The following is an 18,131-nucleotide window of genomic DNA, read 5'->3' as shown; positions in this document are numbered from 1 at the left end:
CAGGAAATCCTCGACTCGTTTTAGCAATTCTTCAAGAAGCGATTTTACGCTTAACTTTAAGATTTACTTTACCGATGCGTAAAGCTGAAATGCTGACTACTCGGCAGCTTCTTCTTTAGCTGCAACCTTGGTAGCTGCTTCAGCTTCCTTCACAACAGCCTTCTTTGGGCTTACTGGCTCAGTTACGAGCTCAATAATTGCCTGAGGAGCGGTATCACCACGACGTGGAGCAATCTTCACGATACGTGTGTAACCACCTTCACGCTGCTTCATCTGCTCAGCAATCTGAGTGAAAAGCACGTGAACCACGGACTTGTTGCGAATTACACGCAACACACGACGACGCGAATGCAAATCGCCACGCTTAGCGAACGAAATCAAACGCTCAGCAAGCGGACGAAGACGCTTTGCCTTTGGCAACGTCGTTACGATACGACCGTGCTGGAAGAGGCTGGTCGCCATATTGGCCAGCATCAGGCGCTCATGAGCCGGGCTAGAAGCCAGACGAGGGCCTTGTTTCGGTGTAGGCATTATTACTCCTTATTGTCGCATCGTTCAGGTGGGCATCAACCCGAACATCCGAACGTTACGACGATTGCAGGCGGAACTTACTCGTCTTCAGGCGAGAAGAAAGTGCCACCTTCGAGATTATTGGCGTCGAAGCCAATCGGTGAAGCCTTCAAAGACAGACCCATTGCCTGCAACTTCTCTTTAACTTCATCGATGGATTTCATGCCGAAATTACGAATATCGAGCAAATCCTGCTCAGTGTGAACTACCAGTTCGCCGACTGTATGAATACCCTCACGTTTCAAGCAATTATAGCTACGCTGAGTAAAATTCATATCTTCAATCGGTATAGCCAACTGAGAATCAGCTTCATCATGAGTTGGCGCTGGACCAACTTCAACACCTTCAGCATCAACGTTAAGCTCACGGCAAAGACCGAAAAGCTCAACTAAAGTCGAGCCTGCAGATGCAACTGCATCACGCGGTGTAATAGCTGGCTTGGTTTCCACATCCAGGATGAGCTTATCGAAGTCCGTGCGCTGTTCCACGCGGGTAGCTTCGACCTTATAGCTCACCTTCAAAACTGGTGAGTAGATCGAATCCACAGGAATGCGGCCGATTTCGCTGTTCTCCTGCTTGTTCATCTGAGCTGGCACGTAGCCGCGACCGCGTTCAACAGTAAACTCAATTTCAAGTTCACCATCTTCTGCGAGTGTAGCAATATGCAAGTCAGGATTAGCAATAGTAACACCGGCTGGAGGAGTAATATCTCCAGCAGTGGCCTCACCTTTACCATTCTTGCGCAAATACATCACTACAGGCTCGTCGTACTCACTCGTGAGCACGATGCCCTTGATGTTCAGCAGAATTTCAGTGACATCTTCTTCAACACCTGGCAGAGTCGTAAACTCATGCAAAGCTCCAGAGATGCGAACCGAAGTAACGGCAGCACCTGGAATAGAGCTTAACAAGGTACGACGCAGCGAATTGCCGAGAGTGTAGCCAAAACCTGGTTCCAGCGGTTCAATAGTAAAGCGAGAACGCTGGGGATTCAGTGATTCCTCGGTAAGTGTCGGACGCTGTGCGATAAGCACTTTGGTATCCTTTCAGCTTCTGGTCGGTGGTGCACTCGCCGCCCATAAGCGGGTTGGATGGATGGATTCGTAAGAGTGCTCAGACGCGGCGACGCTTTGGTGGGCGTACGCCGTTATGCGCTTGTGGGGTAACGTCGGTAATAGAACCAACTTCGAGACCCGCGGACTGGAGGGAACGGATAGCGGTTTCACGACCGGAACCTGGACCCTTAACAAACACGTCGACCTTCTTGAGGCCATGCTCCATTGCCTTGCGTGCAGCAGACTCAGCAGCCAAACCTGCAGCGTAAGGAGTCGACTTACGGGAACCCTTAAAGCCGACATCACCGCCGGAAGCCCAAGAAAGGACTGCACCGGATGGATCGGTAATGGAGATAATCGTGTTATTGAATGTTGATTTAATATGCGCCTGCCCAACCGGCACCGACTTGCGGTCCCGGCGACGCGGCTTGCGCGAGGCTTGCTTTGCAGCTGCCATTGACCCTCGTTTCCTAATGACGAATGAGTTGGTATGTCTAGACGATGGAAATATATCCGTGGCCTAGAGCCGACCACCGACTACTATCGGGTGGCCTTCTTCTTCCCGGCGACAGTACGCTTCGGACCCTTGCGAGTACGAGCATTAGTCTTAGTACGCTGACCACGCACAGGAAGACCCTTGCGATGACGCTGGCCTTGATAGCAGTTGATCTGAATCTTACGACGGATGTCAGCGTCAATCTCACGACGCAAATCGCCTTCAATCTTGTAATTGGCCTCAAGATAATCACGCAAGGTGATCAGCTGTTCATCCGTAAGATCCTTGACGCGAGTGTCCGGATTAACACCGGTCGCGGCAAGCGTTTCCTTAGCGCGAGTACGACCAACACCAAAAATGTAGGTGAGGGCAATCTCAATGCGCTTCTCATTGGGAATATCTACTCCGGCAAGACGTGCCATTGTAATTCCTTTACTGTTACGCAGGTCGTGCACCAAGTCTTCCGCATTAATAGAAATTAAATGCGGCCTGGGCCTGCGCACCCAGGGTTCAGCTTCTGCTGTGACTTAGCGCCTTATTCTTTGTATTCCGCGATGGAAATCTGCTCAGCCCTGACGCTGCTTATGACGTGGGTTAATGCAGATCACCATGACGCGGCCGTGACGGCGGATCACGCGGCAGTTTTCGCAGATCCTCTTCACGCTAGGGCTGACCTTCATGGTTTTCCTTTGCTTGTACCTTACTTATAACGGTACGTAATACGCCCACGATTCAGATCGTAAGGGCTCATCTCTAGCACTACACGATCCTGAGGAAGAATGCGAATATAATTTTTACGCATCTTACCAGAGATCGTAGCTAAAACAATGTGCTCATTCTCAAGCTGAACGCGAAACATCGCATTTGGTAGTGCTTCTACTACCGTGCCTTCGACTTCAATCACACCGTCTTTTGCCATGAGCCTCGTTCCGTTCCTTGGGCATACTACTTTGCGCATCCGAAGACACGCCAATCTTTTATAATACAGTAAATGCGTCCCATTCAACACTCGGCGTGTCGAACAGAACGCATTTTACTTTTTAAATTTAAAAACGCACTACTTAATTAAGTGATTCAACAATGCGATTATTGATTTCCTTAATATCTCCAACGCCATCTACTTCAACCAACTGACCGCGGCTATCATAGATATCAAGCAATGGAGCTGTTTCCTTCTCATACGTTTCTAAACGCTTAGCAATTACTTCTGGAGTATCGTCAGAACGACCTTGCTCCACTGCACGCTTTTGCATGCGTTCGAGCAAAACATCGCGCTCAGCCTCGAGAGCCACAACGTGATCGAGAGGAGTGCCAAGCTCTTCCAACATACGATCCAAAGCTTGAACCTGAGAAGCGTTGCGAGGATAACCGTCGAGAATCCAGCCGCTCTTTGCATCGTCCTGAGCAAGACGATCCTTAACAATGCTGTTAGTCAGCTCATCTGGAACCAACTCGCCCTTGTCAAGATATCCCTGAACCTGTTTTCCAAGCTCAGTATGATTCTTAAGGTTATAGCGGAAAATATCACCAGTAGAAATCGCTGGAATGCCATAATGCTCACTTAACAAAGCGGCCTGAGTGCCTTTTCCAACGCCCTGTGGACCCATAATTAGTAATCGCATATTCATCTCCTTAGCTCGCTAACTGTAGTTACTTAGATACTTGCTTTTGCTCATCATGCTTGAACAAGAAACCAGCATACTGGAATTGTTCAGTCTGAGCCTTTGCTTGACGCAACGTATCCAAACCAACGCCAGCAATAATCAAAATTGTTGTACCACCAAATGGCAATTTTGTATTCAAATGCAAAGCCATAATCAAAACGGTAGGAATCAATGCAACAAAGAGCAAATAAATAGCACCGACAGTATTCAACCTATTCATAACATAGCTAAGATAATGACTTGTAGCACTACCAGCGCGAATGCCTGGTATGAAGCCACCATACTCTTTCATGTTATCTGCAGTCTCATCAGGATTAAAAGTAATCTCTGTGTAGAAGAAGCAGAAGAACACAATCATTACTGTGTAAAACGCAATATACCAAGCAGAAGTGGAATTAGCCAAATTAGCTTCAATCCAATTCACCCAAGCCTTGCTCTTATCTCCAAACTGAGCAATAAGAGTAGGAACAGCAAGAATTGACGAAGCAAAGATTGGTGGAATAACACCACTCATATTTACCTTTAATGGCAAATAAGTCGAAGAGCCGCCATACATTTTTCGGCCAATCATGCGACGCGTATACTGCACAGGAATACGACGCTGAGCAAGCTCAACAAAGTCAACAAATATGAGGATAACAATCAAAACGCCACCAACAATAGCGAACTTATTCCAATCGCCATTAGAACCGTTGGTTCCCCAACCAATCTCCCAAAGCTTTGGCAAGAAGCCAGAGCAAATAGACATAAAGATTAAGACAGACATGCCTTGACCGATACCCTTATCGGTAATGAGTTCTGCCATCCACATAATAAGACCAGTGCCGCCAGTCATGATCAAAACCATGACAATAAGGCTCCACATGCTTCCGTCTGGAATAATATTATTTCCGCACTGATAATTAAACAAAGCACCCGTACGTGCTGTTACCAAAATCGTAGTAGATTGCAAAATTGCCAATCCAATAGTTAGGTAACGCGTGTACTGCGTAAGCTTTGTTTCTCCAGACTGACCTTCCTTATGAAGAGCTTCGAAGCGAGGAATAACCACGCGCAAAAGCTGAATCACAATGGAAGCAGTGATGTAAGGCATAACACCCAAAGCAAAAATAGAAAGCTGCAACAGCGAGCCACCTGAGAACAAGTTAACTAACCCAATAAAGTTCTCGCTCGATGAAGCTAATTTAACAGTGCAAGCGTGCACAACTTTATAGTCCACACCCGGAATCGGAATAAATGAACCAATACGATAAATAATTATCATAGCGAAGACGAAGAGGATCTTGTTCCTCAACTCCTTCGTCCTGAAGGCCTGGATTAACGTTTTCACCTGGGTCTTCCTCCCTTTTTTCGCGCACTCCTAGGCGCAACAGTGCAAAAAACAAACTCTGAGACGATAGTTTAACCCACGGTACCTACTGAAATAGGTTATTGGTGAGTTTTGGTGATAAAAATAGTCCCTCTAGACAATGCTAGAGGGACTATCACAGATTTATAACTGCATCAAGCTTTAAGTAGCCTTTAACTACTCTTCGCTGATGGAGCCGCCGGCAGCCTCAACCTTTGCCTTAGCAGAAGCAGAAGCCTTCATACCCTTAAGAGTCAAGGCAACAGTCAATTCACCATCACCAAGAACTTTTACAGGATAGCCATCACGTACAGCGCCCTTAGTAATAAGGTCAGCTACAGTAACCTCGCCACCCTTTGGGAAAAGTTCAGCAAGATCTGCAACGTTGACGACTTGGAATTCCTTCTTGAAAGGACTCTTGAAGCCACGCAACTTAGGCAAGCGCATGTACAGTGGGAGCTGACCACCTTCGAAGCCAGGACGAACCTGATAACGCTTCTTTGTGCCCTTATCACCACGACCTGAGGTCTTACCCTTAGAGCCTTCACCACGACCTACACGGATGCGATCCTTCTTAGCTCCTGGAGCTGGGCGCAACGTGTGCATATGCAGCATTGGTTCTTCGTTAGCCATAATCAGTCGACCTCCTCGACGCTCACCAAGTGGCGAACGGCCATAACCAAGCCACGATTGACGGGGGTGTCCTCGCGAACTACGCTGTGACCAATCTTATGAAGGCCGAGCGTATGAACATTCGCGCGCTGGCGCTCAGTTGTATGAACTAAACCATGCACCAGAGTGATCTTCAAATTTGACATCACTCACCATCCTTTGCTTCAGATGCCTTGGCGGCCTGAGCTTCTTCGCGAGCCTTGCGAGCTTCGGCAATGCCGGCAGCACGCTCACGGAGCAAAGCATCAGGAGCGACTTCCTCAAGAGAAAGACCACGACGAGCAGAAATCTCTTCTGGCTCTTCGAGCTTCTTCAAAGCGTCCACAGTAGCACGCACTACGTTTACAGCAGTTGCAGAGCCCATGGACTTGGTGAGGATGTCCGTAATGCCGGCGCATTCCATAACAGCGCGTACAGCACCACCAGCAATTACACCAGTACCTGGAGCAGCTGGACGGAGCAACACAGTACCAGCAGCATCGTGACCGAGCACTGGATGAGTGACGGTGCCACGAATGCGTGGAACAGTGAACATATGCTTCTTAGCGTCAAGCTGACCCTTAGCAATAGCAGCTGGAACTTCGCGAGACTTGCCGTAACCAACACCAACAGTGCCCTTACCGTCGCCAACAACAACAAGTGCTGCAAAGCTAAAGGTACGACCACCCTTGTGGGTCTTGGAAACACGGTTAATAGTAACTACGCGATCCAGAAGCTCTTCGCCACGGTTTTCTTCACGACGATTACGACGTTCGCCGCGTTTACCCTCGCCCTTGTTACGGCGAGAACGACGATCATCGTTACGCTCCTCAGCGGATGCCTGAGTGTTCTGAGTTTCTTCAGCCACTTGGGTTTCCTTTTCGTTGTCGCTCACAGTGCCAGACCTCCCTGACGGGCGCCTTCAGCCACTGCTGCGACGCGACCATGATATTTGTTACCGCCACGGTCGAAGACTACAGCGGTGATACCCGCTTCCTTCGCCTTAGCCGCTACTAATTCGCCAACCTTGGTTGCAGCTTCAGTCTTCGTGCCAGTGAAACCAGCGAAGTCAGCAGTCAAAGTGGAAGCACTTACCAAAGTAATTCCCTTGGTATCATCCACAATCTGAGCAACCATATGACGGTTAGAACGGGAAACAACTAAACGAGGACGTTCAGATGTGCCGGCAATGTGCTTACGAAGACGGGCGTGACGACGCAAACGTGCGACTTTGGTACCCTTACCGAAAATCTTAACGCTCATATCACTTACCAGCCTTTCCAGCCTTGCGCAGGATACGTTCATCGGTGTACTTAATACCCTTACCCTTGTAAGGTTCTGGAGCACGAAGCTTACGAATGTTAGCAGCAACCTGACCAACAGTCTGCTTATCGGTGCCCTTTACGATTACCTGGTTAGGATTTGGCAACTCGAACTCAATACCTGCCGGTGGTTGAACGGTAATAGTGTGAGAATAACCGAGCGAGAACTCAATGCCCTTGCCCTTCATCACTGCACGATAACCGGTACCGACAATATCCAAAGTCTTGGTGTAGCCTTCATGTACACCCTTCACCATAGAAGCAACAATTGCGCGAGCCAAACCATGCTTTGCACGAGTTGGACGCAAATCGTCAACTGGAGTCAGAACAATCTGATTGTCAGCGACTGCTGCGGTGATTCCCTCTGGAATTTCATAAGAATCAGAACCCTTAGCGCCTTTGACGCTGAAGGACTGACCTTCAATCTTTACTTCCACGCCTGCAGGAATGTCGACGGGGAGCTTACCAATATGCGATGCCATCTTCAGCTCTCCTTTCTCACCATACGTAGGCGACGATTTCGCCGCCAATGCCTCGATCGAGGCATTCCTTCTGAGTCAACAATCCCGAGCTGGTCGAGATAATAGCAATACCGAGGCCACCAAGAGGCATTGGCAAAGCATCAGACTTTGCGTAACGACGCAAGCCTGGCTTAGAAATGCGCTTGATGCCTTGGATAGAACGCTGGCCATTGGAGCCATACTTCAACGTAATTTCCAACGTCTGTCCAACCTTAGCTTCCTTAGCAGCGAAGTCCTTAATATAGCCTTCGTGCTTCAGAATCTCGGCGATATTCGCCTTGAATTTGGAGTACGGCATTTCCACGGTATCGTGCTTTGCCGCGCTCGCATTACGCAGACGTGTCAACATGTCTGCGATTGGATCTGTCATTGTCATGTGGGCTAACGCCCTTTCTCGCCGTGGTTTCCACCGCCTCTATATGAGAACTTTGTCTTCAAGCAGTGGACCTTCAGCGTCGATATTTACCAACTGGACTTCGTAACACCCGGCAACTCACCGCGATGAGCCTTCTCACGAAGGCAGATGCGGCACAGACCGAACTTGCGATACACGGAGTGAGGACGACCACAAACCTGGCAACGCGTATAAGCGCGTACCTTGAACTTCGGCTTGGCGGCCGCCTTGTTTTTCAGAGCGGTTTTTGCCATTTCAGTTCTCCTTGAATGGGAAACCGAGGTGCTTAAGCAAAGACTTGGCCTCCACATCGTCCTTGGTGGTAGTCACCACGGTGATGTCCATACCACGCTGATGATCAATCGAGTCAGGATCAATCTCATGGAACATAGACTGTTCCGTAAGACCAAAGTTGTAATTACCCTGACCGTCAAACTGGTTGCCATTGATACCACGGAAATCGCGGATACGAGGCAAAGCCAGAGTGAGCAAACGATCCAAGAATTCCCACATACGATCGCCACGAAGAGTTACGTAAGCACCGATAGCCTGACCTTCGCGCAAATGGAACTGAGCGACAGACTTCTTTGCCTTAGTTACCTTTGGCTTCTGGCCGGCAATCAAAGTGAGATCCTTAATCGCACCTTCAATGAGCTTAGAATCACGAGCTGCAGCGCCGACACCCATAGAGACGACAACCTTCTGCACGCGAGCCACCTGCATAGGATTAGTGTGGCCGAATTCTTTCTCCAAGGCTGGTACGATTTCATCCTTGTATTGTTGCTTTAAGCGCGGAGTTGCCGGCAACTCAACTGTAGTATCGGTCATGCCAGCTCCTTTCCGGACTTCTTGGCGACACGCACGCGCACGGTCTTAACCTTGCCGTCACGAGCCTCTTGCTTAACAATCACGCCAACGCGTGTAGGCTGCTTGGTCTCTGGATCAATAACCATCACATTAGAGCGATGGATTGGAGCCTCAACCGAAACAATGCCCGCCTGCTGACCCTGCTGGGTGGCGCGAACGTGCTTCTTAACGATCTGAACGCCTTCTACAATCAAACGGTCATCGGCTAGTACACGAACTACTTTGCCTTCCTTACCGCGATCCTTGCCGCGAATGACCTTCACCTGGTCGCCGGACTTAATCTTGGCTACCATATCAGATCACCTCCGGAGCAAGGGACACAATCTTCATGAAGCGCTGATCACGCAATTCACGACCGACTGGTCCGAAGATACGAGTGCCTTTTGGTTCACGACCGGAGCCGAGAATTACGGCGGCGTTCTCATCGAACTTAATATAGGAACCATCGACACGGCGATGCTCCTTGACAGTACGGACGACGACAGCCTTAACTACGTCGCCTTTCTTGACCGACCCGCCAGGGATCGCGTCCTTGACGGAGGCGACGATGATGTCGCCGATGCCGGCATAGCGTCGCTTCGATCCACCGAGCACGCGGATGGCAAGTAACTCCTTAGCACCCGTGTTGTCGGCGACATGAAGCCGCGTTTCCTGCTGAATCATTGATTCTCCTTAGCCGAGCTGGTTCTCCCCACTCACCTGTGTCTACACATTAGCAGACACAGGTGAAGCGCGGAGCCTTGCCGAACTTGTTTACTTGGCGCGCTCGATAATCGAGTCGAGACGCCAACGCTTGGTCTTGCTCAGTGGCCGAGTTTCCATAATACTCACGAGGTCGCCAATATGTGCCTCATTGTGTTCATCATGGGCTTTGACCTTGCGGGTGGAGCGAACGACTTTACCGTAAAGCGGGTGTGTCGAACGCTGCTCCAGCTCAACGGCGATTGTCTTGTCCATGGCCTCGGACACGACGTAGCCGCGACGAACCTTGCGGAAGTTGCGCTCTTGGTTCTCAGCCATGCTTACTTCTCCTTGACCTCAGTGGCGCCAGGCTCTTGGCTGATGCCGAGTTCACGCTCACGCAGGATAGTATACATCCTGGCAATGTCGTGCTTGACCGCCTTGAGGCGAGCGCTGTTTTCGAGTTGACCAGTTGCTGCCTGGAAGCGCAAGTTAAATAGCTCTTCCTTAGACTTCTTCAAGAAGCCTTCAATCTCAGCATTTGTCTTCTCGTTCAAATTCTTGATGGTGTAGTCTGCAGTTCCGACTGGCATCAGATGTCACCGCCTTCACGCGCAATAACACGGCATTTCATTGGGAGCTTATCGATAGCGCGGCGCAAAGCCTCGCGAGCGATGTCCTCAGAAACACCACCGATCTCGAACATTACGCGTCCTGGGTGGATGTTGGCAATCCAGAATTCTGGAGCACCCTTACCGGAACCCATTCGCGCACCAAGCGGGTGCTTGGTTAATGGACGATCTGGGAAGATCGTAATCCACACACGACCGCCACGCTTAATGTAGCGAGTCATTGCGATACGAGCTGCCTCGATCTGTCGGTTAGTGATGTAAGCCGGAGCCAGCGCCTGAATACCAAAATCGCCGAAAGCGATCTCGGTGCCACCCTTAGACATGCCGCTACGGGTAGGACGGTGCTGCTTACGATATTTAGTCCTCTTTGGGATAAGCATCTGCTCACTCCTTCGTTTCCGTTGCGGCAGGAGCTTCAGCAGCTGCAGCTTCAGCTGGCTTTTCAGCCTGTGCTTCAGCAGCCTTCTGCTGGTTAGCAGGACGTGCGCCACGACGTGGACGACGATCGCCACCACGACGACCTTCACGCTTACCCTGCTGAGCCTGCTGCTCTTCGAACTCACGCTCGGTCATATCACCCTTGTAGATCCAGACCTTTACGCCGATACGACCGTATGTGGTCTTAGCTTCAAAGAAGCCGTAATCAATCAAGGCACGAAGGGTCTGCAGTGGAACGCGACCCTCGCGATAGAACTCAGAGCGGCTCATTTCGGCACCACCAAGGCGACCGGAGAGCTTGATACGGATACCCTTGGCACCTGCACGCATTGCATCTTGCTGTGCCTTACGCATAGCACGACGGAATGTAACACGGTTTGTCAACTGCTCAGCAATTCCCTGAGCAACCAACTGAGCGTCAAGTGCAGCGTTCTTCACTTCGAAGATGTTGAGCTGTACTTGCTTGCCTGTGAGCTTCTCGAGCTTTGCGCGAACACGCTCAGCTTCAGCGCCACGACGACCGATGATAATACCCGGACGAGCAGTGTGAATATCTACACGAACGCGATCACGAGTGCGCTCGATAACGATACGAGATACGCCAGCACGCTCGAGGTCATGGCTCATTTCCTTGCGAATCTTGTCATCCTCAAGGACGAAGTCACGATAACGCTCGCCAGCTTTGTTGGAGTCAGAGAACCACTTAGAGCGATGATTCTCGGTGATGCCCAGGCGATAGCCGAAAGGATTGATCTTCTGACCCATCTTTAGCGGGCTCCTTCCTTAAGCGAGACGATAACAGTGATATGGCTTGTGCGCTTGTTAATGCGCGCAGCGCGACCCTGTGCACGAGCACGGAAACGCTTAAGCGTTACACCCTCGTCCACATAGGTTTCCTTGATGACCAAGTCCTGCTCACGGAATGGTTCACCGGCTTTTTCAGCCTTAACGCGAGCGTTAGCAATCGCGCTTTCAAGAACCTTGCGCACCGGCAATGATGCGTCCTGAGGAGCAAACTTCAAAATGGTAATAGCTTCGCTTGCACGCTTGCCTCGGATGAGGTCGACCATGCGGCGAGCCTTGCGCGGCGTCACGCGAACGTGACGAGCGATTGCTTTAGCTTCCATGTGTCCTAACTCTCCTTTAGCGGCGTGCCTTTTTGTCGTCCTTCACATGACCCTTAAAGGTCTTGGTCGGGGCGAACTCACCGAGCTTATGACCAACCATGGCTTCGGTAACGAATACCGGCACATGCTTGCGGCCATCATGTACGGCAAAGGTGTGTCCAATGAAATCAGGAGTGATCATCGAACGACGCGACCAAGTCTTAATGACATTGTGCGTACCCTTGTCGTTTTGCTCGTCGACTTTCTTCTGCAAGTGGGCGTCGACGAAAGGGCCCTTCTTGATGCTACGAGTCATCTATTCGACACTCCCTTACTTGCGGTTCTTACCATTCGGGCGACGACGAACAATCATCTTGTTCGAAGCCTTCTTTGGACGACGTGTACGAACCTCGCCCTTGCCCCATGGAGAAACTGGTGGCTTACCACCACGGGTGCGACCACCATGTGGATGGTCCACAGGGTTCATGGATTCGCCTCGGGTGATTGGTCTACGACCAAGCCAACGTGCGCGACCTGCCTTACCAAGCTCGATATTGGCGTGATCGGAATTACCTACTTCGCCAACAGTAGCGCGGCAACGAGCGTCCACGTTACGAATTTCGCCAGATGGCATACGCAACTGCGCATAAGCACCATCCTTAGCGACGAGCTGAACAGCAGCACCAGCGGAACGAGCAATCTTCGCACCACCAAGTGGACGAAGCTCAATTGCGTGAACCACGGTACCAGTTGGGATATTCTTCAGAGGCAGGTTGTTGCCTGGCTTAATATCAGCCTGAGCGCCGGTCTCAATAACATCACCCTGGGCAACGCCTTCAGGAGCGATAATGTAACGCTTCTCACCGTCTGCGTAATGCAACAAAGCGATGCGAGCGGAACGGTTAGGGTCATACTCAATATGAGCGACCTTTGCTGGCACGCCATCCTTGTCCCAACGCTTGAAGTCGATGAGACGATACTGACGCTTGTGACCACCGCCGCGATGGCGAGAAGTCATGCGGCCGTAAGAGTTACGACCACCAGTCTTGCTGAGTTTGCGTACCAGCGACTTTTCAGGCGTAGAACGCGTGATCTCGGCAAAATCCGAAACCGAAGCGTTGCGACGGCCTGCAGTCGTCGGCTTATAAACGCGGATAGCCATAATATAGTATTCCTTTACTTTTCTCGGCTAGCCTTCAGTTACCAAAGATGTCAATCGTTTGACCTTCAGCCACGGTGACAATAGCACGCTTCTGGTTCACACGACGGCCGAAACCGGTGCGAGAGCGCTTCAACTTGCCAGCGCGGTTCAAAGTGTTAACGTTTGTCACCTTGACCTTGAAGATTTCTTCGATAGCCTGCTTGATCTGAACCTTGTTAGCATCTGGAGCCACTACGAAAGTGTACTGACCACGATCAGAAGCTGCGTAACTTTTTTCAGAAACAACTGGCTTAAGAATTACGTCATGTACTGGGTTATGGACTGCGACCATTTAAATCAGGCCTCCTTAACGACAGGCTCGGTCTTAGCAGCAACGAAGGCTTCGAAGCCTTCCTTGGAGAAGACGACGTACTGAGCTGTAACAACATCGTAAGTGTTGAGCTGATCAGCGAAGATCACGTGAACAGTTGGAATGTTGCGTACAGACATCCACTCATTGATGTTCTCACGAGAAAGAACAACAGTAGTGAATTGGTTATTGGTCACAGGAGTAAGTGCTGCAACAGCTGTCTTGGTGGATGGAACATCCTTAATACCAAAGTCAACTACAGCAATACGTCCAGCATTTGCACGATCCGAAAGAACGTAGCGAAGAGCAGCTGCCTTCATCTTCTTCGGGGTACGCTGATCGTACTTACGAGGAACTGGACCGTGAACAACGCCACCATGTACCCACTGAGGAGCACGAATGGAACCCTGGCGAGCACGACCGGTGCCCTTCTGCTTCCATGGCTTCTTACCGCCGCCGGAAACATTAGCACGATTCTTCACAGCATGGGTGCCCTGACGAGCAGCAGCAAGCTGAGCGATTACGACCTGATGAACCAGTGGACCGTGAGCTAAAACGTCTTCGTTGGAGATGCCGAAAATTTCAGCAGGAGCTTCAACGGTTCCGTTTGCATTGCCCTTAGTATCAGTGACGTTCAGAGTTACGTTTGCCATAATTATCAGGCTCCCTTCACTGCCGAACGGACGAGAACGATTGCGCCCTTAGGACCTGGAACAGCGCCCTTAATAGCGAGAATGCCGTTCTCGACATCCGAAGAAACGATGGTGAGGTTAAGCGCGGTGGAAGTCACATGACCCATGCGACCAGCCATACGCTTGCCCTTCAAAATGCGGCTTGGAGTTGCGCAAGCGCCCACAGAACCTGGGCGACGTTCGTTCTTGTGCGAGCCGTGAGTACGACGATAGGACTTGAAGCCCCAACGCTTGATAGTGCCAGCAAAACCCTTACCCTTGGTAGTGCCAGTGACATCTACTTCAGAACCCTCAGCGAACAATTCAGCAGTCAATTCCTGACCTGGCTGATAATCTGCCGCGTTCTCGGTGCGCACCTCAGCGAGGTGACGACGAGGAGTTACACCAGCCTTTGCAAAATGACCAGCCAATGGCTTAGTCACCTTGGTAGGATCAATCTGGCCGTAACCGAGCTGTACTGCGCAATAACCGTCAGACTCTACAGTCTTTACAGCGGTAACTACGTTAGTAGCAACTTCAACCAGAGTTACGGGGACGAAGAAGCCGTTTTCATCCCAAACCTGCGACATACCCAGCTTGCGGCCGAGCAATGCAGTGCGATTCTTATTCTGCGACATTACTTTCTCCCCCTTCCTACAGCTTGATCTCGATGTTTACATCCGCAGGCAGGTCAATGTGCATCAAAGAATCCACAGCCTTTGGCGTTGGATCTACGATGTCAATGAGACGCTTATGAGTGCGCATCTCGAAATGCTCGCGAGAATCCTTGTATTTATGAGGAGAACGGATAACAACAAACACGTTCTTCTCGGTCGGCAGAGGAACCGGACCCACCACTGTGGCGCCCGCGTTCGTCACCGTCTCGACGATTTTCTTCGCCGATTGGTCGATGACCTCATGGTCATAGGACTTAAGCCTGATGCGGATTTTCTGTCCCGCCATTGCCGTCCGCCCTTTCTAGCGATTCGTTTACTGTTTACCAACCTGAATTCAAGGGCACCGGCGAGAATAAACCCCTAGGGTAATTCCACATCAGTGCGCGGCATCAGAAACCTATTCATACAAAAAAAATTTCGATTCAAAGTTTTTGCTTCCGCGCTCGCTTTTTTTAATTACAATATGCGAGCCTTAAAACAGGCAACTAAGTAATTAAACCATCAACCTTCGATTATTAAAAACCGGGCGTGTCGGCTATTTTCCAACAAAAAATGGCAGAAACTACAATTAGTTGAGCTTCTGCCATTATTAACTAGATATGCAAATAAATTACGCCGCTTCACGCTCCAAACGCATGCGATGACCTTCTTCTTGAGAAACACCATAATATGCGGCAATAGCAATATCCTTCATATCCTCAATTTGCGGAATACGAGGATTTGCAGGCGCACACTGATCTTCGTAAGCACGCATGCCAATATTGTCAAGTATCGACCAGTAGTACGCTTCGTCTACGCCACAAGCCTTAAACGAAGCGTCCATGCCAAGCTTTTCATTTCGATACTCTTCAACAGCACGAGCAAGATTTTCAACGCCTTCTTCAGGAGTTTTACCAGGATCTACACCAAGATTCTTAGCGATCTCCTGATACCTCTCAAGAGCAATATAGCGGTTGTACTTTGGCCAGCTAGTTGGCTCTTGCGGAATTTGACCGTTATAGCGAATAACGTAAGGCAGCAAAATTGCGTTCGTATGACCGTGTACAACGTGGCACAAAGCACCAATAGTATGAGCCATAGCGTGGCACATTCCTAAGAATGCAGAACCAAACGCCATTCCAGCCATAGTAGCTGCATTATGCATTTTTTCTTTTGCTTCAATCTTGCGCTGAGAATCTTCACAATTCACAGAATCGTTGAGATTTTCCCAAATAAGTTTCGAAGCGTGCAAAGCCATAGCATCCGTAAAATCATTTGCGTAAACAGAAACATAAGCTTCCATAGCATGAGTTAAAGCATCAAAACCAGAATCGCACGCCAATCGACGCGGCTGAGTACGAGCCAAAACAGGATCGACTATTGCGACCGTTGGAGTCAAAGCGTAATCCGTAATAGGATACTTGTATCCAGTCTTGTGATCTGTAATAACAGCGTAAGGCGTAACTTCAGAACCAGTTCCGGAAGAAGTTGGTATGCAAATAAGCTTAGCTTTGCTACCAAGAGGCGGAATCTTAAATGCGCGCTTACGAATATCGAAGAACTTTTCTCGCAAATCAGCGAAAGAAATCTCCGGATGCTCATACATAAGCCACATAATCTTAGAAGCATCCATTGGAGAACCGCCACCAACAGCAATAATTGTGTCTGGCTGGAATTCGTCACGCATCATTGCGGCGCCACGCTCAACTGTTTCAACGCTTGGCTCAGGCTCAACGTAATCAATAATACGGAAGCTAACGCGATTATCTCGAGCACGAAGCTGATCAACAATCTTATCGACTACGCCAAGTTGCTCCATAACCTTATCGCACACAATAACTGCGCGCTCAACGCCATACATATCCCTCAAATAACGAATAGCATTCGGCTCAAAATAAGTTTTAGCCGGAATCTTGAACCATTGCATATTATTATTCCTTCGTGCAATACGCTTAATATTAAGAAGATTTATAGCTTGTACGTTGCCAGAAACGGAATTTCCACCATAAGATCCGCATCCAAGAGTAAGCGAAGGAGCAATCGCGTTGTAAATGTCTCCAACGCCACCAAGAGATCCAGGAGAATTCCAAACAATTCTGCAAGCATGCATACGAACACCATATTCGCGCACAAGATCTTGATTATTTGTGTGAATTACAGCAGTGTGACCAGCTCCATGCACAAGCATCTGTTCACACATCTTGAAGCCTTGTTCCTTATTTTCTGCGCGAAGCATTGCGTGTACAGGAGCGAGCTTTTCCATAGTAAGCGGCTCCATTTCGCCAACTTCTTTGCACTCTGCAACCAAAATCACAGCATCTTCTGGAATTTCAAATCCAGCTTCGTGCGCAATATATTGCGGAGACTTACCAGGAACAACAGAATTAAGTTTTGGCGTATTTCCAGAATATGCAGTGCATCCAAACATATATTGTTCAAGCTTAGCTTTTTCGTCAGCGTTAACAAAATATGCTTTCCTGTGCTTCAATTCGCGAAGCAATGGCTCATATACATCCTTATGCGCAATAATTGCTTGCTCTGTTGCACAAATCATTCCGTAATCAAAATGCTTTGAAAGAATCAAATCGTTTGCAGCACGCACAATATCAACATCACTATCGACATATGCAGGAGCATTTCCAGCACCAACACCAAGAGCAGGTTTTCCTGAAGAATACGCCGCCTTAACCATTCCAGGACCGCCTGTTGCAAGAATAGTTGCGATCTTTGGATGTTTCATCAATGCACCAGTAGCTTCAATTGAAGGATGCTCAATCCACTGAATGCAATCTTTTGGCGCGCCTGCAGCCACAGCAGCATCGCGAACAATTCGAGCTGCTTCAGAAGAGCACTTTTGCGCGAAAGGATGGAATCCAAAAATAATTGGGCAACGAGTCTTAAGTGCAATAAGCGACTTAAAAATAGCTGTAGAAGTTGGGTTTGTAACTGGAGTGACGCCTGCAACAATACCAACCGGTTCAGCTATTTCGTCAATTCCGAGAACATCGTCCTCGCGAATAATACCAACTGTTTTTTGACCTGCTAGATAATGCGTAATATGTTCGCATGCAAAGATATTTTTTGTAGCTTTATCTTCTACTAAACCACGACCTGTTTCATCAACAGCCATCTTTGCAAGAACCAAATGTTTATTCAACGCTGCCACTGAAGCTTTAGCAACAATATGATCAATTTGCTGCTGATTAAGCTTCTCAAACTCATTCAAAGCGACAGTTGCTTTTTCAACAAGTTTATCAACTTCATTTTGAGCAGCTAACGCAATGTCATCAGCACTAGCAGTTTTGCCAGTTTCGGCTTGGTGTTGTGCCTCAACCATGAGTATCCTCCTCGATAGTTCCACCAGCGGTATCAATAGACTTATGAACAAACTAATTTAGTATTCACCGCTAAATATGTGATACAAGTCACAATTTAGTCTCTTTGCTGTACTTTCGCATCTTTGAAGCGAGTTGCGCTATTTATGAGCGAGCTTTATCCTCTATTGTTCGTTATTTGTTCTTTTTTGTAATGATTTATGTTCGATTAAT

30 protein-coding genes are annotated in these 18,131 nt (G+C 49.1%); all 30 read right to left on the bottom strand.

The window, feature by feature from the left end:
• Positions 1–96: 96 nt before the first annotated feature.
• On the bottom strand, positions 97–531 hold the full coding sequence (gene rplQ / locus A5295_RS04925; RefSeq protein ID WP_004129014.1) for a 50S ribosomal protein L17: 435 nt from the start codon (positions 529–531) through the stop codon (positions 97–99).
• A 77-nt stretch (positions 532–608) separates the two neighbouring features.
• The gene (locus A5295_RS04920) at positions 609–1,604 is read right to left on the bottom strand and encodes a DNA-directed RNA polymerase subunit alpha (protein WP_004574084.1); all 996 of its coding nucleotides are present in this window, start codon (positions 1,602–1,604) and stop codon (positions 609–611) included.
• Between the two features lie 79 nt (positions 1,605–1,683).
• Complete coding sequence (gene rpsK, locus A5295_RS04915) at positions 1,684–2,082, bottom strand: 30S ribosomal protein S11 (RefSeq protein WP_064621938.1); 399 nt, start codon at positions 2,080–2,082, stop codon at positions 1,684–1,686.
• 83 nt (positions 2,083–2,165) lie between these two features.
• Positions 2,166–2,543 carry a 30S ribosomal protein S13 gene (gene rpsM, locus A5295_RS04910; protein ID WP_004105472.1) on the bottom strand — a complete coding sequence of 126 codons (378 nt, stop codon included), beginning with the start codon at positions 2,541–2,543 and terminating at the stop codon, positions 2,166–2,168.
• A gap of 144 nt (positions 2,544–2,687) precedes the next feature.
• Positions 2,688–2,801: a 50S ribosomal protein L36 gene (rpmJ, locus tag A5295_RS06225; protein WP_003842636.1), complete on the bottom strand. Its 114-nt coding sequence runs from the start codon at positions 2,799–2,801 to the stop codon at positions 2,688–2,690.
• Positions 2,802–2,821: 20 nt separating this feature from the next.
• Complete coding sequence (gene infA / locus A5295_RS04905; RefSeq protein WP_004105485.1) at positions 2,822–3,040, bottom strand: translation initiation factor IF-1; 219 nt, start codon at positions 3,038–3,040, stop codon at positions 2,822–2,824.
• Between the two features lie 142 nt (positions 3,041–3,182).
• Complete coding sequence (locus A5295_RS04900) at positions 3,183–3,743, bottom strand: adenylate kinase (RefSeq protein ID WP_012913828.1); 561 nt, start codon at positions 3,741–3,743, stop codon at positions 3,183–3,185.
• Positions 3,744–3,771: 28 nt separating this feature from the next.
• Positions 3,772–5,115, bottom strand: a complete 1,344-nt coding sequence (gene secY / locus A5295_RS04895) for a preprotein translocase subunit SecY (RefSeq protein ID WP_004574086.1) — start codon at positions 5,113–5,115, stop codon at positions 3,772–3,774.
• Between the two features lie 195 nt (positions 5,116–5,310).
• Positions 5,311–5,766, bottom strand: a complete 456-nt coding sequence (rplO, locus tag A5295_RS04890; protein ID WP_004105490.1) for a 50S ribosomal protein L15 — start codon at positions 5,764–5,766, stop codon at positions 5,311–5,313.
• Positions 5,767–5,768: 2 nt separating this feature from the next.
• Positions 5,769–5,951: a 50S ribosomal protein L30 gene (rpmD, locus tag A5295_RS04885; protein ID WP_004105491.1), complete on the bottom strand. Its 183-nt coding sequence runs from the start codon at positions 5,949–5,951 to the stop codon at positions 5,769–5,771.
• Entirely contained in the window at positions 5,951–6,679 is a 729-nt protein-coding gene (rpsE, locus tag A5295_RS04880; RefSeq protein WP_004574087.1) for a 30S ribosomal protein S5, read from the bottom strand. Before rpsE ends, rpmD begins: the two co-directional genes overlap by 1 nt.
• Positions 6,676–7,047 carry a 50S ribosomal protein L18 gene (gene rplR / locus A5295_RS04875; protein WP_004109670.1) on the bottom strand — a complete coding sequence of 124 codons (372 nt, stop codon included), beginning with the start codon at positions 7,045–7,047 and terminating at the stop codon, positions 6,676–6,678. Before rplR ends, rpsE begins: the two co-directional genes overlap by 4 nt.
• A gap of 1 nt (position 7,048) precedes the next feature.
• Positions 7,049–7,588: a 50S ribosomal protein L6 gene (gene rplF / locus A5295_RS04870; RefSeq protein WP_004109673.1), complete on the bottom strand. Its 540-nt coding sequence runs from the start codon at positions 7,586–7,588 to the stop codon at positions 7,049–7,051.
• A 16-nt stretch (positions 7,589–7,604) separates the two neighbouring features.
• Complete coding sequence (gene rpsH, locus A5295_RS04865) at positions 7,605–8,003, bottom strand: 30S ribosomal protein S8 (RefSeq protein ID WP_004105495.1); 399 nt, start codon at positions 8,001–8,003, stop codon at positions 7,605–7,607.
• 86 nt (positions 8,004–8,089) lie between these two features.
• Positions 8,090–8,275, bottom strand: a complete 186-nt coding sequence (locus A5295_RS04860; RefSeq protein ID WP_003808046.1) for a type Z 30S ribosomal protein S14 — start codon at positions 8,273–8,275, stop codon at positions 8,090–8,092.
• Between the two features lies 1 nt (position 8,276).
• Positions 8,277–8,849 (bottom strand): 50S ribosomal protein L5, encoded by a 573-nt coding sequence (rplE, locus tag A5295_RS04855; RefSeq protein ID WP_004109679.1) that lies wholly within the window; start codon positions 8,847–8,849, stop codon positions 8,277–8,279.
• Positions 8,846–9,181, bottom strand: coding sequence for a 50S ribosomal protein L24 (rplX, locus tag A5295_RS04850; protein ID WP_012913827.1), 336 nt, complete (start codon positions 9,179–9,181; stop codon positions 8,846–8,848). Before rplX ends, rplE begins: the two co-directional genes overlap by 4 nt.
• A 1-nt stretch (position 9,182) precedes the next feature.
• Complete coding sequence (rplN, locus tag A5295_RS04845) at positions 9,183–9,551, bottom strand: 50S ribosomal protein L14 (protein ID WP_004574089.1); 369 nt, start codon at positions 9,549–9,551, stop codon at positions 9,183–9,185.
• A gap of 90 nt (positions 9,552–9,641) precedes the next feature.
• The gene (gene rpsQ / locus A5295_RS04840) at positions 9,642–9,908 is read right to left on the bottom strand and encodes a 30S ribosomal protein S17 (RefSeq protein ID WP_004114365.1); all 267 of its coding nucleotides are present in this window, start codon (positions 9,906–9,908) and stop codon (positions 9,642–9,644) included.
• Positions 9,909–9,910: 2 nt separating this feature from the next.
• Positions 9,911–10,162 (bottom strand): 50S ribosomal protein L29, encoded by a 252-nt coding sequence (gene rpmC / locus A5295_RS04835; protein WP_004105502.1) that lies wholly within the window; start codon positions 10,160–10,162, stop codon positions 9,911–9,913.
• On the bottom strand, positions 10,162–10,581 hold the full coding sequence (gene rplP / locus A5295_RS04830) for a 50S ribosomal protein L16 (protein WP_004109684.1): 420 nt from the start codon (positions 10,579–10,581) through the stop codon (positions 10,162–10,164). The genes rpmC and rplP overlap by 1 nt, the downstream gene beginning before the upstream one ends.
• Before the next feature lie 4 nt (positions 10,582–10,585).
• The gene (gene rpsC, locus A5295_RS04825; RefSeq protein WP_004574090.1) at positions 10,586–11,404 is read right to left on the bottom strand and encodes a 30S ribosomal protein S3; all 819 of its coding nucleotides are present in this window, start codon (positions 11,402–11,404) and stop codon (positions 10,586–10,588) included.
• 2 nt (positions 11,405–11,406) lie between these two features.
• Complete coding sequence (gene rplV / locus A5295_RS04820) at positions 11,407–11,766, bottom strand: 50S ribosomal protein L22 (protein WP_004105510.1); 360 nt, start codon at positions 11,764–11,766, stop codon at positions 11,407–11,409.
• A gap of 16 nt (positions 11,767–11,782) precedes the next feature.
• Positions 11,783–12,061: a 30S ribosomal protein S19 gene (gene rpsS, locus A5295_RS04815; protein ID WP_004114357.1), complete on the bottom strand. Its 279-nt coding sequence runs from the start codon at positions 12,059–12,061 to the stop codon at positions 11,783–11,785.
• Between the two features lie 15 nt (positions 12,062–12,076).
• Positions 12,077–12,907 (bottom strand): 50S ribosomal protein L2, encoded by an 831-nt coding sequence (gene rplB, locus A5295_RS04810; RefSeq protein WP_004574091.1) that lies wholly within the window; start codon positions 12,905–12,907, stop codon positions 12,077–12,079.
• Between the two features lie 34 nt (positions 12,908–12,941).
• Complete coding sequence (rplW, locus tag A5295_RS04805; protein ID WP_064621937.1) at positions 12,942–13,238, bottom strand: 50S ribosomal protein L23; 297 nt, start codon at positions 13,236–13,238, stop codon at positions 12,942–12,944.
• A gap of 5 nt (positions 13,239–13,243) precedes the next feature.
• Positions 13,244–13,909, bottom strand: coding sequence for a 50S ribosomal protein L4 (gene rplD / locus A5295_RS04800; RefSeq protein WP_012913826.1), 666 nt, complete (start codon positions 13,907–13,909; stop codon positions 13,244–13,246).
• Positions 13,910–13,914: 5 nt separating this feature from the next.
• Positions 13,915–14,565 (bottom strand): 50S ribosomal protein L3, encoded by a 651-nt coding sequence (rplC, locus tag A5295_RS04795; RefSeq protein WP_004105519.1) that lies wholly within the window; start codon positions 14,563–14,565, stop codon positions 13,915–13,917.
• Positions 14,566–14,581: 16 nt separating this feature from the next.
• Positions 14,582–14,890: a 30S ribosomal protein S10 gene (rpsJ, locus tag A5295_RS04790; RefSeq protein WP_003808013.1), complete on the bottom strand. Its 309-nt coding sequence runs from the start codon at positions 14,888–14,890 to the stop codon at positions 14,582–14,584.
• 324 nt (positions 14,891–15,214) lie between these two features.
• Entirely contained in the window at positions 15,215–17,920 is a 2,706-nt protein-coding gene (gene adhE, locus A5295_RS04785; RefSeq protein WP_064621936.1) for a bifunctional acetaldehyde-CoA/alcohol dehydrogenase, read from the bottom strand.
• Positions 17,921–18,131: the final 211 nt, after the last annotated feature.

The sequence above is a fragment of the Gardnerella sp. 26-12 genome, from assembly GCF_001660745.1.
Taxonomy (GTDB): domain Bacteria; phylum Actinomycetota; class Actinomycetes; order Actinomycetales; family Bifidobacteriaceae; genus Bifidobacterium; species Bifidobacterium swidsinskii.
This window is presented reverse-complemented; position numbering and strand designations above follow the sequence as displayed.

Coding starts and splice junctions, on each gene's coding strand:
- rplQ (WP_004129014.1), bottom strand. CDS start 531: ATGCCTACACCGAAACAAGGCCCTCGTCTGGCTTCTAGCCCGGCTCAT.
- rpsK (WP_064621938.1), bottom strand. CDS start 2,082: ATGGCAGCTGCAAAGCAAGCCTCGCGCAAGCCGCGTCGCCGGGACCGC.
- rpsM (WP_004105472.1), bottom strand. CDS start 2,543: ATGGCACGTCTTGCCGGAGTAGATATTCCCAATGAGAAGCGCATTGAG.
- rpmJ (WP_003842636.1), bottom strand. CDS start 2,801: ATGAAGGTCAGCCCTAGCGTGAAGAGGATCTGCGAAAACTGCCGCGTG.
- infA (WP_004105485.1), bottom strand. CDS start 3,040: ATGGCAAAAGACGGTGTGATTGAAGTCGAAGGCACGGTAGTAGAAGCA.
- A5295_RS04900 (WP_012913828.1), bottom strand. CDS start 3,743: ATGCGATTACTAATTATGGGTCCACAGGGCGTTGGAAAAGGCACTCAG.
- rplO (WP_004105490.1), bottom strand. CDS start 5,766: ATGGCTAACGAAGAACCAATGCTGCATATGCACACGTTGCGCCCAGCT.
- rpmD (WP_004105491.1), bottom strand. CDS start 5,951: ATGTCAAATTTGAAGATCACTCTGGTGCATGGTTTAGTTCATACAACT.
- rplR (WP_004109670.1), bottom strand. CDS start 7,047: ATGAGCGTTAAGATTTTCGGTAAGGGTACCAAAGTCGCACGTTTGCGT.
- rplF (WP_004109673.1), bottom strand. CDS start 7,588: ATGGCATCGCATATTGGTAAGCTCCCCGTCGACATTCCTGCAGGCGTG.
- rpsH (WP_004105495.1), bottom strand. CDS start 8,003: ATGACAATGACAGATCCAATCGCAGACATGTTGACACGTCTGCGTAAT.
- A5295_RS04860 (WP_003808046.1), bottom strand. CDS start 8,275: ATGGCAAAAACCGCTCTGAAAAACAAGGCGGCCGCCAAGCCGAAGTTC.
- rplE (WP_004109679.1), bottom strand. CDS start 8,849: ATGACCGATACTACAGTTGAGTTGCCGGCAACTCCGCGCTTAAAGCAA.
- rplX (WP_012913827.1), bottom strand. CDS start 9,181: ATGGTAGCCAAGATTAAGTCCGGCGACCAGGTGAAGGTCATTCGCGGC.
- rplN (WP_004574089.1), bottom strand. CDS start 9,551: ATGATTCAGCAGGAAACGCGGCTTCATGTCGCCGACAACACGGGTGCT.
- rpsQ (WP_004114365.1), bottom strand. CDS start 9,908: ATGGCTGAGAACCAAGAGCGCAACTTCCGCAAGGTTCGTCGCGGCTAC.
- rpmC (WP_004105502.1), bottom strand. CDS start 10,162: ATGCCAGTCGGAACTGCAGACTACACCATCAAGAATTTGAACGAGAAG.
- rplP (WP_004109684.1), bottom strand. CDS start 10,581: ATGCTTATCCCAAAGAGGACTAAATATCGTAAGCAGCACCGTCCTACC.
- rpsC (WP_004574090.1), bottom strand. CDS start 11,404: ATGGGTCAGAAGATCAATCCTTTCGGCTATCGCCTGGGCATCACCGAG.
- rplV (WP_004105510.1), bottom strand. CDS start 11,766: ATGGAAGCTAAAGCAATCGCTCGTCACGTTCGCGTGACGCCGCGCAAG.
- rpsS (WP_004114357.1), bottom strand. CDS start 12,061: ATGACTCGTAGCATCAAGAAGGGCCCTTTCGTCGACGCCCACTTGCAG.
- rplB (WP_004574091.1), bottom strand. CDS start 12,907: ATGGCTATCCGCGTTTATAAGCCGACGACTGCAGGCCGTCGCAACGCT.
- rplW (WP_064621937.1), bottom strand. CDS start 13,238: ATGGTCGCAGTCCATAACCCAGTACATGACGTAATTCTTAAGCCAGTT.
- rplD (WP_012913826.1), bottom strand. CDS start 13,909: ATGGCAAACGTAACTCTGAACGTCACTGATACTAAGGGCAATGCAAAC.
- rplC (WP_004105519.1), bottom strand. CDS start 14,565: ATGTCGCAGAATAAGAATCGCACTGCATTGCTCGGCCGCAAGCTGGGT.
- rpsJ (WP_003808013.1), bottom strand. CDS start 14,890: ATGGCGGGACAGAAAATCCGCATCAGGCTTAAGTCCTATGACCATGAG.
- adhE (WP_064621936.1), bottom strand. CDS start 17,920: ATGGTTGAGGCACAACACCAAGCCGAAACTGGCAAAACTGCTAGTGCT.